Origin of the sequence: Buchnera aphidicola (Pterocomma populeum), assembly GCF_049314985.1 — a bacterium.
GTDB classification, from domain to species: Bacteria; Pseudomonadota; Gammaproteobacteria; order Enterobacterales; family Enterobacteriaceae; genus Buchnera; species Buchnera aphidicola_BQ.
This window is the reverse complement of sequence record NZ_CP186013.1, coordinates 323,825-339,886: the sequence shown is the minus strand read 5'-3', so window position 1 is coordinate 339,886 and position 16,062 is coordinate 323,825. Positions and strand designations below refer to the sequence as shown.

The 16,062-nt window shown below is 25.7% G+C and carries 12 protein-coding genes; 9 read left to right on the top strand and 3 right to left on the bottom strand.

The features are described from left to right. Positions 1 to 308: 308 nt before the first annotated feature. Both dnaK and dnaJ read left to right on the top strand, forming a co-directional pair. Entirely contained in the window at positions 309 to 2,222 is a 1,914-nt protein-coding gene (gene dnaK, locus ACOI1G_RS01770) for a molecular chaperone DnaK (protein WP_422667105.1), read from the top strand. A gap of 107 nt (positions 2,223 to 2,329) precedes the next feature. Then, positions 2,330 to 3,466, top strand: a complete 1,137-nt coding sequence (gene dnaJ / locus ACOI1G_RS01765; RefSeq protein WP_422667104.1) for a molecular chaperone DnaJ — start codon at positions 2,330 to 2,332, stop codon at positions 3,464 to 3,466. A gap of 74 nt (positions 3,467 to 3,540) precedes the next feature. Here the strand turns inward: dnaJ and rpsT are convergent, their stop codons facing one another. Continuing rightward, positions 3,541 to 3,804, bottom strand: a complete 264-nt coding sequence (gene rpsT, locus ACOI1G_RS01760; protein WP_422667103.1) for a 30S ribosomal protein S20 — start codon at positions 3,802 to 3,804, stop codon at positions 3,541 to 3,543. A 148-nt stretch (positions 3,805 to 3,952) separates the two neighbouring features. On the opposite strand from rpsT, the gene ribF reads away from it, so the two are divergent. The 7 genes from ribF to folA all read left to right on the top strand — a co-directional run bounded on the left by ribF (position 3,953) and on the right by folA (position 14,292). Beyond that, positions 3,953 to 4,900, top strand: a complete 948-nt coding sequence (gene ribF / locus ACOI1G_RS01755; RefSeq protein WP_422667102.1) for a bifunctional riboflavin kinase/FAD synthetase — start codon at positions 3,953 to 3,955, stop codon at positions 4,898 to 4,900. Positions 4,901 to 4,908: 8 nt separating this feature from the next. After that, positions 4,909 to 7,728, top strand: coding sequence for an isoleucine--tRNA ligase (gene ileS / locus ACOI1G_RS01750; protein ID WP_422667101.1), 2,820 nt, complete (start codon positions 4,909 to 4,911; stop codon positions 7,726 to 7,728). After that, positions 7,706 to 8,188 carry a signal peptidase II gene (lspA, locus tag ACOI1G_RS01745; RefSeq protein ID WP_422667588.1) on the top strand — a complete coding sequence of 161 codons (483 nt, stop codon included), beginning with the start codon at positions 7,706 to 7,708 and terminating at the stop codon, positions 8,186 to 8,188. The genes ileS and lspA overlap by 23 nt, the downstream gene beginning before the upstream one ends. 138 nt (positions 8,189 to 8,326) lie before the next feature. Further along, positions 8,327 to 9,148, top strand: a complete 822-nt coding sequence (gene dapB / locus ACOI1G_RS01740) for a 4-hydroxy-tetrahydrodipicolinate reductase (RefSeq protein ID WP_422667100.1) — start codon at positions 8,327 to 8,329, stop codon at positions 9,146 to 9,148. A 195-nt stretch (positions 9,149 to 9,343) separates the two neighbouring features. After that, positions 9,344 to 10,483 (top strand): glutamine-hydrolyzing carbamoyl-phosphate synthase small subunit, encoded by a 1,140-nt coding sequence (carA, locus tag ACOI1G_RS01735; RefSeq protein ID WP_422667099.1) that lies wholly within the window; start codon positions 9,344 to 9,346, stop codon positions 10,481 to 10,483. A 25-nt stretch (positions 10,484 to 10,508) separates the two neighbouring features. Further along, positions 10,509 to 13,751 carry a carbamoyl-phosphate synthase large subunit gene (carB, locus tag ACOI1G_RS01730; RefSeq protein ID WP_422667098.1) on the top strand — a complete coding sequence of 1,081 codons (3,243 nt, stop codon included), beginning with the start codon at positions 10,509 to 10,511 and terminating at the stop codon, positions 13,749 to 13,751. A gap of 58 nt (positions 13,752 to 13,809) precedes the next feature. Then, entirely contained in the window at positions 13,810 to 14,292 is a 483-nt protein-coding gene (gene folA / locus ACOI1G_RS01725; RefSeq protein WP_422667097.1) for a type 3 dihydrofolate reductase, read from the top strand. 48 nt (positions 14,293 to 14,340) lie between these two features. Here folA and ACOI1G_RS01720 read toward each other — a convergent pair whose 3' ends face one another. After that, positions 14,341 to 15,153: a symmetrical bis(5'-nucleosyl)-tetraphosphatase gene (locus ACOI1G_RS01720; RefSeq protein WP_422667096.1), complete on the bottom strand. Its 813-nt coding sequence runs from the start codon at positions 15,151 to 15,153 to the stop codon at positions 14,341 to 14,343. A gap of 47 nt (positions 15,154 to 15,200) precedes the next feature. After that, positions 15,201 to 16,010, bottom strand: coding sequence for a 16S rRNA (adenine(1518)-N(6)/adenine(1519)-N(6))-dimethyltransferase RsmA (rsmA, locus tag ACOI1G_RS01715; protein ID WP_422667095.1), 810 nt, complete (start codon positions 16,008 to 16,010; stop codon positions 15,201 to 15,203). Positions 16,011 to 16,062: the final 52 nt, after the last annotated feature.

The window sequence follows — 16,062 nt, the reverse complement described above, 5'->3', positions numbered from 1 at the left end:
AATAAAAATATTTTAATATTCTTTTTCTTTCTTTTAAAATAACATCATATAAATTTCTATTAAAAAATATAATAACCTGCAATTACATATATATATTTTTTAGTTAAGAAATATTTTATATAAAATACATGAATAATTTTCTTTTTTTTATACTTAACCCTTGATGAGCGAAAAAGTGACCCCATCTAATAATCATTCAACATTATAGATTAATACAATATTTCAGAATATTATATCTAGCTATTTCGTTAAAAAAGTCTATAAGTTAAATACTTAATTTATCAATATATTGAATGGGAGAAATTTCAATGGGTAAAATTATCGGAATTGACTTAGGAACAACTAATTCATGTATTGCAATTATGGATGGAAAAAAACCACGTGTTTTAGAAAATGCAGAAGGTGATCGTACTACTCCATCAATTATTGCATATACTCAAGATGGAGAAGTATTAGTTGGACAACCTGCGAAACGTCAAGCTATCACAAATCCAAAAAATACATTATTTGCCATAAAAAGATTAATTGGTAGAAAATTTCAAGATGATGAAGTACAAAGAGATATAAAAATTATGCCATATAGAATTATTAATTCTAAAAATGGTGATGCATGGATAGATGTTAAAACTAAAAAAATGGCTCCACCACAAATTTCTGCAGAAGTGCTTAAAAAAATGAAAAAAACTGCAGAAGATTATTTAGGAGAATCTGTTACAGAAGCTGTAATTACTGTACCTGCCTATTTTAATGATGCTCAAAGACAAGCAACAAAAGATGCTGGAAAAATTGCTGGATTAGAAGTAAAGAGAATTATTAATGAACCTACCGCAGCCGCTCTTGCTTATGGTTTAGATAAGGAAGAAGGAAATAAAACTATTGCAGTATATGATTTAGGTGGTGGAACATTTGATATTTCTATTATTGAAATTGATAATGTAGATAAAGAAAAAACATTTGAAGTACTCGCTACTAATGGAGATACCCATCTTGGTGGTGAAGATTTTGATAGCCGATTAATTAATTATTTAGTACAAGAATTTAAAAAAGAACAACTAATAGATCTAAGAAATGATCCATTAGCTATGCAACGATTAAAAGAATCTGCTGAAAAAGCAAAAATAGAATTATCATCTGCCCAACAAACAGATGTAAATTTACCATATATCACTGCTGATTCTACTGGACCTAAACATCTAAATATAAAAGTAACTCGTGCAAAATTAGAATCATTAGTAGAAGATTTAATAATACGCTCTATTGAACCATTAAAAATTGCCCTAAAAGATGCTGGATTATCTATTACTGATATTAATGATGTCATCTTAGTAGGAGGGCAGACACGTATGCCTATGGTACAAAATAAAGTAGCTGATTTTTTTGGTAAAGAACCAAGAAAAGATGTTAATCCTGATGAAGCTGTTGCAGTAGGTGCTGCAGTACAAGGTGGTGTCTTATCTGGAGAAGTAAAAGATGTTTTATTATTAGATGTTACTCCATTATCATTAGGAATTGAGACTATGGGGGGTATTATGACTCCACTTATAAATAAAAATACTACAATTCCAACTAAGCATAGCCAAGTTTTTTCAACAGCAGAAGATAATCAATCAGCAGTAACGATACATGTTTTACAAGGTGAAAGAAAAAAATCTATAGACAATAAATCTTTAGGTCAATTTAATTTAGATGGTATTGAACCTGCACCTAGAGGAACCGCTCAAATCGAAGTCACTTTTGATATTGATTCTGATGGAATATTACATGTATCTGCAAAAGATAAAAAAACTGGAAAAGAACAAAAAATTACTATTAAAGCTTCATCAGGGCTAAATGAAGAAGAAATAAAAAAAATGGTTCATGATGCAGAAATAAATGCAGAAACAGATCGAAAATTTGAAGAACTAATTAAAATAAGAAATCAAGGTGATCAATTAGTACACAGTACAAAAAAACAAATTGATGAATATAAAAATACCATTGATATAAAAGATAAAGAAAATATTGAAATAGAAATAAAAAAATTAGAAGAATTATTAAAAGGAGATAATCAATCTGATATTGAAAAACAAATACAAATAGTTTTAAAACAATCATCTAAATTTACAGAATTATATCAAAAACAATCAGAAGAAAAAAATAATAAAACACAATCAGCTTCTACAAAAAAAGAAGATAATGTAGTAGATGCAGAATTTGAAGAAATTAAAGATTCAAAAAAATAATATCATTAAAAAACAGCGGAAAAATAAAAAATACCACGCTGAAATCAACACGGGCGTAGAAAAAAAACTACGCCCGTGTAATTATTTTAAAAGCAGGAATAGTCAGAATGTCAAAAAAAGATTACTATCATATTCTCGGAGTCTCAAAAAATTCTGAAGACCGTGAAATTAAAAAAGCATATAAAAAATTAGCAATGAAATATCATCCTGATAGAAATCAAGGCGATAAAAATGCTGAAAATAAATTTAAAGAAATTAAAGAAGCATATGAAATTCTAATTAATCAAGAAAAAAGAAATGCATACGATCAATATGGACATGAAGCATTTGAAAATAATTATAATGGAAACAATACCCATACTACCTTTACTAGTTCTTCAGATTTTGGTGATATTTTTGGAGATGTTTTTGGTGATATTTTTGGTGGTAATAGAACACAAAGAGCTAAAAAAGGATCAGATTTATGCTATAACATGGAATTATCTCTAGAAGAAGCAGTTAAAGGAACCACAAAAGAGATAAAAATTCCAACATTACAAAAATGTAAAACATGTCATGGTAGCGGGGCAAGTGCAGGTACAAAACCCACCCCCTGTACTGCATGTTATGGAAAAGGACAAATACAAACTCGAAAAGGATTTTTTACTGTACAACAATCATGTCCTAATTGCTATGGAAAAGGTACTATAATTCATCATCCATGTTCAATATGTCGAGGTCAAGGACGAGTGGAAACACATAAAATATTATCTGTTACTATTCCACCTGGAATTGATACTAGTGATCGTATTCGTTTAAACAATGAAGGTGAAGCTGGAGCTAATAGTGCACCACCAGGTGATTTATATGTACAAATAAAAGTTAAAAAACATCCTATTTTTCAAAGAGAAGATAATAATTTATATTGTGAAGTTCCGATTAATTTTACTATGGCTGCGTTAGGTGGAGAAATAGAAGTACCTACTTTAGATGGTCGAGTAAAATTAAAAATACCATCAGAAACACAGTCTGGAAAACTATTTCGAATTAGGTTAAAAGGAGTAAAATCTGTTCAAAATAGAAAAAAAGGTGACTTATTATGTCGAGTTGTAGTAGAAACACCGGTCAATCTTAATGAAAAACAAAAAAATCTTTTATATGAATTAGGAATCAGTTTTAATGGTTTTAGAGGTGAAACAAATAGTCCTCGTTCAAAAAGATTTTTTGATGGAGTCAAGAGATTTTTTGATGACTTAACTAGATAAATATTATAGAGTATTGCTTCTTAATAAGAATAGAGGCAATACTACTTTTCAAGAAATATTATACAATCATCTTATCAAGAAATATTTTTAATTTGATCTGATAGATGAGATTTATGTCGTGAAGCCTTATTTTTGTGTATTAAACCCTTGCTTACATGTTGATCAATTACCACTTGCATTTTATGAAATTCATCTTTTGCTAATTTTTTATTGTTAGATGCAATCGCAATTCGTACTTTTTTTATGAAAGTACGAATCATTGAACGACGACTAGTATTTTTTTGACGACGTTTTTCAGATGTTATTGAATCTTTTTTAGATGCTTTAATATTGGCCAATTTTTGCTCCTATAATATAAATATAAAAAAAATAAAAAATTAATTTTAAAATATTAGATAAATATTATTATGTAATATAACATGATTTTTATAATAAAAAATATATAAAATATTTACATAATTTATTTAGTTTATTAGGATAAAAATAGTGGAACTAATACGAGGAATTCATAATCTTAAAAAAAAATTTTTTCATTCTATTGTAACAATTGGTAATTTTGATGGAATACATTTAGGTCATCAAAAAATATTTTCTAGTGCTTGTGAAATTAGAAAAAAAAATAATATACCAATAATACTTATTTTATTTGAACCACAACCATTAGAATTTTTAAAAATTAAACCTCTTCCAAAGCGACTAACAATACTTCGTGAAAAAATAAAATATCTTTCTTTGTGGAAAATTAATTACATTTTATGTATTAAGTTTAATAGTTTTTTCGCATCTTTAAGTCCAGAAGATTTTATCATAAATATACTAATAAATAAACTCTGTATGAGATTTATAATAATAGGAGATGATTTTAGATTTGGTTCAAAAAGACATGGTAATATTTCTCTTTTAGAAAACATAGGAAAAAAAAACAACTTTCAAGTAATTAAAATAGCATCTATGAACTATCTTAATATTAAAATTAGTAGTACTAATATTAGAAATGCTTTGTCTAATGATAATATTGTTTTAGCTAATAAATTATTAGGACGTTCATTTAGCTTATCTGGAACTGTTATTCATGGTAATGCTATTGGACGTTTATTAGGATATCCTACTGCAAATATATCATTAAATAATAATTGCGCATTAAATAATGGTGTATATGCAATTACAGCACATGTTCCTAAAAATAAAAATTTAATAGGAATTGCTAATATTGGCGTAAAACTATATCAAGAAAAAAAAAAGAGAATATTAGAAGTACATTTATTTAATATTAATCTAAATCTATATGAAAAAAAAATAGAAATTATTTTTCATAAAAAAATACGAAATGAAAAAATTTTTTCTTCCTTAGAAAAACTTAAAAATCAAATTTCTCGAGATATTATAAAAGTTAAAATTTATTTTAAGAAATATTCAAATTTTATTAAAAAATAAGAAAAACAATGAACGATTATAAAAAATTTTTAAATTTACCTCACACTACTTTTTCTATGAGAGGTAATCTTTCTAAAAAAGAACCTGAAATTTTAAAAGATTGGTATAAAAATAATTTATATCAACTTATCCGGAAAAAAAAAGAAAATAAAAAAATATTTTTTCTTCATGATGGTCCTCCATATGCAAATGGAAATATTCATATTGGACACGCAGTTAATAAAATTTTAAAAGATATTATTATAAAATCAAAAAATCTTTCAGGATTTGATGCGCCTTATATACCTTCTTGGGATTGTCATGGATTGCCTATTGAACAAAAAGTAGAATTACTCTTAAATAAGAAAAAAGAAAAAATATCATTATTAGAATTTCAAAAAGAATGCAGAGAATATGCACAGAAACAAGTGTCTAAACAAAAAGAAGATTTTATTAGACTCGGTGTAATTGGAGATTGGAATAACCCTCATTTAACAATGGATTTTAAAAATGAAGCTCAAATTATTAGAACATTAGCTGCAATTATAAATAAAAAACAATTATATAGAGGATTTAAACCTATTCACTGGTGTCTAGTATGCCGATCTTCTTTATCTGAAGCTGAAGTTGAATATAATACTAAAAAATCAGATTCTATTATAGTCGCTCTAAAAAGTAATGAAAATACCATTTTAAAAAAAATATTTAATATAAATATATTAAATAAAAAAATATATCTTCCTATTTGGACTACTACGCCTTGGACTTTACCAGCTAGTCAAGCAATATCCATTCATCCAGAATTTATATATCAATTAATAGAAACTGATAAATATTGCTTAATTCTAGTAAAAGAATTAGTTAAAAAAATATTAAATACTTTAGAAATTAATGAATGGAAAATATTAAACGAAATAAAAGGAGAAAAGTTAGAAAATATAAAATTTTTACATCCTTTTTTAAAAAATATTTATTTACCTATAATCTTAGGAAACCATGTAGATCTTGAAACAGGTACAGGCGCTGTACATACAGCACCAGATCATGGTGTAGATGACTATATTATTTGTCAAAAATACAACATTACACCAATTAATATTATTAATGGAAAAGGAGATTATACAAAAAATATACATGAAAAATTAAATAATATAAATATCTTGCAAGCCAATACTATAATAATACAATTATTAAAAAATCATAATGCATTATTACATCATGAATATATTACACATAATTACCCTCATTGTTGGAGACATAAAAATCCTATTATATTTCGAGCTACTCCACAATGGTTTATAAGTATAGATAAAAAAAAATTAAGATTAAAATCTTTTCAAGAAGTGCAAAATGTATTATGGATTCCTCGGTGGGGAGGTGTAAGAATATCAGAAATGATTAAAAATAGACCTGATTGGTGTATCTCAAGACAAAGAAAATGGGGTGTTCCAATGTGTATATTTATACATAAAAAAACAGGAGAAATACATCCTAATACTATTTATTTAATGGAAAAAATAGCACAACAAGTTGAATTGTTAGGAATACAAGCCTGGTGGAAATTAGATCTAAAACAAATATTAGGAGAAGATCATAAAAAATATGATAAAAGTGAAGATATATTAGATGTATGGTTTGATTCTGGAAATACTCACACTTCAATTCAATATCAAAATAAAAAATATATAACAAACCATGCAAACATGTATTTAGAAGGTTCTGATCAACATCGAGGATGGTTTATGTCTTCTTTAATTATATCAACATTAATCCAAGGAAGAGCTCCATATAATGAAGTTTTAACCCATGGTTTTGTTGTTGATAAAAAAGGAGAAAAAATGTCTAAATCCATAGGAAATACAATTAGTCCAAATAATATTGTAAATACATTAGGTGCAGATGTTTTAAGGTTATGGGTAGCATCATCTAATTATTCAGGAGACATCTCTATATCCGATGATATATTAAAACGTTCATCCGATATTTATCGAAGAATTAGAAATACTGCTCGATTTATGTTATCTAATATTTATGATTTTCAACCAAAAAAACATATCGTTTTAGAAAAAGATATGATTTATTTAGATAAATGGGCTATAAGTCAAACTAAAATGATACAAGATAAAATTATTGAATTTTATCAAAATTATAATTTTCATAGCATAGTCAAACGTATTATGTATTTTTGTTCAATTGAAATGGGCTCTTTCTATCTTGATATTATTAAAGATAGACAATATACTTTAAAAAAAAATAGTATTGAAAGAAGAAGTTGTCAAACTGCAATGTACTATATTCTAAATGCACTGGTAAGATGGATATCGCCTATTTTATCTTTTACTGCAAATGAAATTTGGAGTCATCTTCCAAATAATAATTCTCCATATGTTTTTACAGAAGAATGGTTTGATCAACTATTTTGCTTAAATAATCATACTGATTTTAATCATACTGTTTGGAATACGTTAATAGAACTTAAAAATGAAGTTAATAAATATCTAGAAGAAGAGAAAAAAAATAAAAATATTAATAATACGTTAGAAGCTTCTATCACTATATATGTTCATAACAATTTAGAAAAAATATTAAATCTTTTTGAAAAAGAACTAAAATTTATATTTTTAACTTCTAACATAATAGTCAAAAAATATGAAGAAGCTCCTATAAATGCAAAAAAAAATATAACTACTTTACAATTTAAAATTGTTATAAAAAAAATTCAAGGCCAAAAATGCCCAAGATGCTGGCATTATAATGTTATTCCTGATAAACAACTAAAAAATTTTTATATTTGTTCTAGATGTCTTTTAAACACAGTAGGAAATGGTGAAAAACGAAAATTTTTATAATATAAAAAAAAATAAATATATATGTATAATTGTTATTATTGTTTTAATAGACTTATACAGTAAACATTGGATTACAAAAAATTTTTATTTATATGAACAAAAAAAAATATTTTCTATATTAAATATCTTTTATGTTCACAACTATGGTGTAGCATTTAGTTTATTATCAAATCAGAATGGATGGCAAAAATGGTTACTTTCTTCTATTAGTATCATTACAATATTAAGTATTATATATATTATAGTTACATCATCTCAAAAAAATAATATAATACCTTATTATTTTATTATAGGTGGAGCTATAGGTAATTTATTTGATCGAATATTGCATCAATATGTTATAGATTTTATTGATTTTCATATTCACAACTATCATTTTGCTACATTTAATATAGCAGACTTAAGTATTTTTTTTGGCATCCTTATAATAATAAAAAATACACTAATAAGAAAAATATAAATTATTACAATTACATATCATGTTTAACAAATAAATTAATTTTAAAATATAAAATATATATTATAAAAAATCATTTTTTATAAACAGATTGTTATAAAATAATTTTCTATTTTCCATACTTTTATAAAAAGATAAAATATGAATAAAATAAAACCTAAAAAAATTAGAATTGCTATTGCAGGTGCTCTAGGTCGTATGGGAAAATACTTAATTAAAGAAGTTCAAGAAAATAAATATACAACACTAAGCGCAGCTTTCGTTTCTAAAAATCATCCATTAATTAATAAAGATATTGGTGAAATTATAGGAATCGGAAAAATAGGTATTCTAATTAGCGATGAATTACATGAAAAAATAAATACTTTTGATGTATTAATTGATTTTACAAAACCAAGCAGTACATTCAAGTATTTAAAATACTGTAGTTTATTTAAAAAAAATATTATTATTGGAACAACTGGATTTTCTACAGAAGAGATGAAAAAAATATCACAATATTCATCTGATATTGCTATTATGATATCTGCTAACTTTAGTATAGGCATTAATTTACTTCTTCAGTTAATTAAAAAAACAACTGAAATAATTGGACACCAATCTGATATTGAAATAATTGAATCTCACCATCGTAATAAAATAGATGCACCATCAGGTACTGCATTGTCTATAGGAGAAACTATTTCAAAAGTTATGAATTGGGATTTAAAAAAACATTCTATTTATTCTCGTGAAAAAATAAAAAATGTACGAGAAAAAAATAAAATTGGTTTTTCTACAATACGTGCAGGCGATATTATTGGAAAACATACTGTTATGTACGCAAGTCCTGGAGAACAAATCAATATTACACATACTGCTTCTAATCGAAAAGCTTTTTCTACAGGAGCTATTCAAGCAGCTATATGGATATATAATAAGAAAATAGGATTATTTAATATGAATGATGTATTATCTTTTTAAAAAATAAAAATTATATAGTTTATAAAATTAATTTCAATTTTACTAATTAACATATATTAATTAGTAAAAACAATTTTTTTGATCTTGATAGACAAAAATTCTAATTTTAGTTAAAATATTATATAATAATATACCATTTCTTCTAAATAATAAAAAACTAATAAACATAAAAATAGTTATTTAATGGAGGATATTTTGAAGAAATCAGCAGTATTAGTATTACAAGATGGTACTAAATTTTATGGAAAATTTATTGGAAATATAGGAATTACAATAGGTGAAATTGTTTTTAATACATCGATCACAGGATATCAAGAAATAATTACTGATCCTTCATATTCACATCAAATAGTAACATTAACTCACCCTCATATCGGTAATGTTGGAACTAATCCAAATGATGCAGAATCTTCTAAAGTTTACATTAAAGGACTAATAGTCCGTGATATATCACTTATATCAAGTAATTTTAGAAATACCAAATGTTTATATGATTATTTAATAGAAAATAATATTATTGCAATATCAGATATTGATACACGAAAATTAACACGGCTTTTACGCATTAAAGGATCTCAAAATGGATGTATCATGGAAGATAAAAAAGAAAATCATTTAATAGCATATAATAATGCAAAAAATTTTTTAAATCTACAAGGTTTAGATTTAGCAAAAAAAATTACAACTAAGTCTATTTATTATTGGAATGAAGGTACTGTAAATCTTAATCCGTTAAATAAAAATTTAAAAATAAAAAAAAATTTTTTATTTCATGTTATCGTATATGATTTTGGTGTTAAAAGAAATATATTACGAATGCTTGTTGATCACGGTTGTTCTTTAACAGTCGTTCCAGCTACTACTGATCCTAAAATAATATTAAAATTATCCCCAGATGGAATTTTTTTATCTAATGGACCTGGAGATCCCAGACCTTGTAATTATGCTATTGATACCATTCAATATTTTTTAAAAATAAATATTCCCATTTTCGGAATATGTTTAGGACATCAACTACTTGCATTAGCCAATGGAGCAAAAATAGTAAAAATGAAATTTGGACATCATGGTGCAAATCATCCTGTAAAAGATGTTCAAACTAATAAAGTAATGATTACATCACAAAATCATAATTTTACAATAGATCAAAAAGATTTACCAAATAATATACATATTACACATAAATCTCTTTTTGATGATACATTACAGGGCATTTCTATAAAAAATAAAAATGCTTTTAGTTTTCAAGGACATCCTGAAGCTAGTCCTGGTCCACATGATACATCATTTTTGTTTAATAATTTTATCAAACTAATGAAAATTCAAAAATATTAAAATCCGTTATAAATTTGAGAAAAAAATGCCCAAATCTACCGATATAAAATCTATTTTAATCCTTGGAGCTGGTCCGATAATTATCGGACAAGCATGTGAATTTGATTATTCAGGAACACAAGCCTGCAAAGCATTAAAAGAAGAAGGTTATAAAATTATTCTTGTTAATTCCAATCCAGCTACTATCATGACAGACCCGGATATGGCAGATTCAACATATATTGAACCTATTCATTGGAAAATTATTCAAAAAATTATTGAAAAAGAAAGACCAGATGCTTTGTTACCTACCATGGGTGGACAAACTGCTCTTAACTGCGCATTAGAGTTAGATAATCATGGTATTCTTAGTAAATTTAATGTAAAAATTATTGGTGCTACAATTAATTCAATTAAAAAAGCTGAAAATAGAAAATTATTTGAACGCGCAATGAAAAAATTAGCATTAAATACTGCAAAATGTGGAATTGCCCATACTACTGATGAAGCATTTTCTGTTTTAAAAAAAGTAGGTTTTCCTTGTATTATTAGACCTTCTTTTACAATGGGTGGACATGGTGGAGGTATTGCTTATAACAATGAAGAATTTAAAGAAATTTGTGAAAGAGGACTTCAATTATCTCCTAATACAGAACTTTTAATTGATGAATCTTTAATTGGATGGAAAGAATATGAAATGGAAGTCGTAAGAGATAAAAATGATAATTGTATTATTGTATGTTCCATTGAAAATATAGATCCGATGGGAATACATACTGGAGATTCTATTACTGTCGCTCCCGCACAAACACTAACTGATAAAGAATATCAAATCATGCGTAATGCTTCTATGTCTATTTTAAGAGAAATTGGCGTAGAAACAGGAGGTTCTAATGTTCAATTTGCTATCAATCCTAAAAATGGACGAATGATTGTCATTGAAATGAATCCTCGTGTATCTCGATCTTCAGCATTAGCTTCAAAAGCAACAGGATTTCCAATTGCTAAAATAGCTGCAAAACTAGCAGTAGGATATACACTTGATGAATTAAATAACGATATTATAGGTAAAAATACTACCGCATCATTTGAACCATCTATAGATTATATCGTTACTAAAATTCCTAGATTTAACTTTGAAAAATTTATTGGATGTAATGATAGATTAACCACACAAATGAAATCTGTTGGCGAAGTAATGGCGATTGGCCGTACTTTTCAAGAATCAATACAAAAAGCAATAAGAGGATTAGAAGTCGGATCAACTGGATTTAACTCAAAAGTATCTTTTAATAATCCAGAACGATTAAAAATAATAAAATATGAACTAAAAAATACTGGTTCTGAAAGACTTTGGTACATCGGAGACGCTTTTCGTAATAATATGTGTATTAATGAAGTATTTGAATTAACATCTATTGATCCATGGTTTTTAGCACAAATTGAAGAAATAATTAATATAGAAAAAACAATTATTAATAAAAAATTTATAGGTCTTAATCGTGATTTTCTTTACTTTCTTAAAAGAAAAGGTTTTTCTGATTCAAGAATAGCACAACTTACAGAAAAAACAGAAAAAGAAATACGCCAACTTCGTCATAAACTCTCTTTACATCCAGTATATAAAAGAATTGATACTTGTGCGGCTGAATTTTCAACTGAAACAGCATATATGTATTCTACATGGGAAGATGAATGTGAATCTTACCCTAATAAAAATATTAAAAAAATTATTATATTAGGTGGAGGTCCTAATAGAATTGGTCAAGGAATAGAGTTTGACTACTGTTGTGTTCATGCTGCTCAAGCATTAAAAGAAGATGGTTTTGAAACTATAATGATTAATTGTAATCCAGAAACTGTATCTACAGATTATGATATTTCAGATAGATTATATTTTGAACCAATTACATTAGAAGATGTCTTAGAAATTGTTCGAATAGAAAAACCAACCGGTATTATTATTCAATATGGAGGTCAAACACCTTTAAAACTTGCACGTCAATTTGAAGAAGAAGGAATACCTGTTATTGGAACTACACCAGATTCTATTGATAAAGCAGAAAATAGAGATCGTTTTCAAAAAATAGTAACACAATTAAATTTAAGACAACCTGCAAATGCAACTGTATTAACAATTGAAGAAGCTTATAAACAAGCAGATACAATAGGTTATCCTATAATGGTTAGACCTTCTTATGTATTAGGTGGAAGAGCTATGGAAATTGTTTATAATGCAAAAAGTCTTTATAATTATTTCAATCGTATCTTACAAAAAAAGAACAATATACCAATATTATTAGATCAATATCTAGATCATGCTATTGAAGTAGATGTAGATGCTATCTGTGATGGTCATCATGTTTTAATTGGTGGTATTATGGAACATATTGAACAAGCAGGAGTACATTCTGGAGATTCTGCATGCTCTTTACCAGCTTATACTTTAACAAAAAAAATACAAAATAAAATCCGAATACAAGTAGAACAATTAGCATTTAAATTATCTGTAAAAGGATTAATGAATGTACAATTTGCAATTAAAAATAATCAAATATACATTATCGAAGTAAATCCGCGAGCAGCACGAACAGTACCTTTTGTATCTAAATCCACTGGATTGGCTTTAGCTAAAATAGCTGCTAGAGTAATGTGTGGAAAAACATTATTACAACAAAAATGTAATAAAGAAATTATTCCTCCTTATTTTTCTGTAAAAGAAGCAGTACTTCCTTTTGATAAATTTCAAGGTGTAAATCCTATATTAGGACCAGAAATGCGTTCTACAGGTGAAGTAATGGGTATTGGTAAAAACTTTTCAGAAGCATTTGCAAAATCTATGCTAAGCTCTCATACAAATATAAAAAAATACGGTCGTGTTCTTTTATCAGTTAGAAATAATGATAAAAATAACATTACTGACTTAGCAATTAAATTAAAAAAATTAGGATTTCAGATTGATGCTACTAAAGGTACATCAATAGCACTACAAAAATATGGTATTGAATCAAGATTAGTTAGTAAAGTACACGAAGGTCGACCTCATGTAGAAGATCGAATTAAAAACGGAGAATATACATATATTGTAAATACTACTTCATGCCAACAAGGAGTTCAAGATTCTCAATTAATTTGTCGTAGCGCTTTACAATATAAAGTCCATTATAATACAACTATGAATGGTGCATTTGCAACAGTCATGGCGCTAAATGAAGATCCTATAAAAAATATTCAATCTATACAAGAAATGCACAATAAAATTAATATAATATATGAAAAAAAAATATAAATATTTTACTAAAAAATAAACATATTTCTACATTCAACTAAAAAATACTTTATATAAAATGAAAATTAGTTTAATTGCAGCAATTGCTAATAATTTAATTATAGGTAATAAAAATAAAATTCCATGGCATCTTCCAGAAGACTTAAAATGGTTTCAAAAAAATACAATGCATAAAAGTATTATTATGGGCCGATCTACCTGGCAATCTATTGGAAAACCATTATTCATGAGGAGAAACATCGTAATCAGTCGCAATAAAATTTACGATAAAGAAGTTATCTGGGCTAATTCTATACCCAATGCTATTATAGCTGCCGAAAAAAATAAAGAAATAATGGTTATTGGAGGTCAACAAATTTATCAACAAATGATATTTTATGCAAATAAATTATATTTAACACATATTGATATAAATATTATAGGAGATTCATATTTTCCTATGTATCAATTATATTCATCATGGAAAATATTATTTCAAAAACACATTTTTAAAGATAAAAAAAATCCTTACAATTATTGTTTTGAAATTTTATCAAGATAATTTTATATTAACCATAGTAAAAAAAATAATACTTAATTAGAAAAAGTATTATTTTTTACTTAATTCAGAAAAATATTTTTTATCTTCTAATCTAATTAAAGTTAATTTACCACCCCAACAACAACCAGTATCTAATGGATAAAATGGTTCAATCATATTAGTCTTTTTCAATGAAGACCAATGCCCAAAAAAAATAGAATATTCTTTAGGTATATTTCGATCTATTAGAAACCACGGTTGTAAGGGATATTTAATATAACAAGGTGAATCTTTATAAAAAAGATTTAATTTTCCATTAGGGTAGCAATACCTCATACGTGTAAAAACATTAATACTATACTTTAATTTATCTAGCATTGATAAATTTATAGACCATTCAGTAATATTATTATCATATACTGAATCTAAAAAAGACAAGTAATTATCACTAGATAATAATAAAGAAATTTTTTTAGCATAAAATTTTACTTCATTAAGACTCCAATGAGGACTAATACCTGCATGTACCATAATAATTTTTTGATCTTCATCAATTTGCAGAACAGATTGATTACGCAACCAATGCATTAATGTTATACTATCGTCAGCATTAAAAAGATTATTAAAACAATTTTCTTTTTTATTTTTTTTATTACCAAAAAATACTGAAATTAAATTTAAATCATGATTGCCTAATACAATTTTTACTCGATCTTGTAATGAATATAAATAACGCAATACTTTTAAAGAATCTGGACCCCGTGCTACCATATCTCCAGTAACCCATAAATAATCTTTTTGAGAATTAAAAGAAACTTTTTTTAACAACAACATCATCTCTGTATAACAACCATGAATATCACCAATAATATATGTACTCATATTTTTTAATTCATTTTATGTTAAAAAAAATTAAACAATTACAGTTATTAATTATAACATTTATTATTAAATAAATAATTAGCTAGTTTACAATACTGTAATACTGATATATTTTCCGCTCTTAATGTAGGATCAATACCTAATGTTATCAATTTATCAACTGAAAATAAACTACTTAAACTATGACGTAATATTTTTCTTCTTTTTTGAAAAGCAATATTTGTAATATAACTTAAAATATTTATATCATAAACGTAAATAGGATATTTTTTACGAGGAATTAATTGAACAAAAACAGAATATACTTTTGGAATAGGAAAAAAAGACTCTGGTAAAACATTAAAAATTATTTTAATATGACAATAATACTGAGCCAATATACTTAAACGACCATAACTTTTATTTCCTGGCGTAGCAATTAATCGATCAGCTACTTCTTTTTGAATCATAAAATGCATATCTTTAATAATATATATTTTTTTAAATAAATAAATTATTAAAGAAACAGAAATATTATAAGGTAAATTACCAAAAATACGAATTAATTTTTGATTATGAAATAATTTTAAATAATCAAAAGTTAAAGCATTTTTATTAAAAATAATTAGTTTTGAAAAAAAATTTTTATTTTTTAATAATTCTAATAAATTTGAATCTATTTCAATAATTATTAAAGAATCTACCATATTACATATTGGCTCTGTTAGTGCAGCTAATCCAGGACCAATTTCTACTAGTACTTCACTGTTTTTTGGATTAATCCATTGAATAATATTATTAATAATAATTTTATCAATAAGAAAATTTTGACCAAATTTTTTTAATGGTATATGTTTTTGATATATATTTTTTTTCATAAATTTACACTAATTTGATAAAAAATCAATATATAATACGAGAGTACTTTAG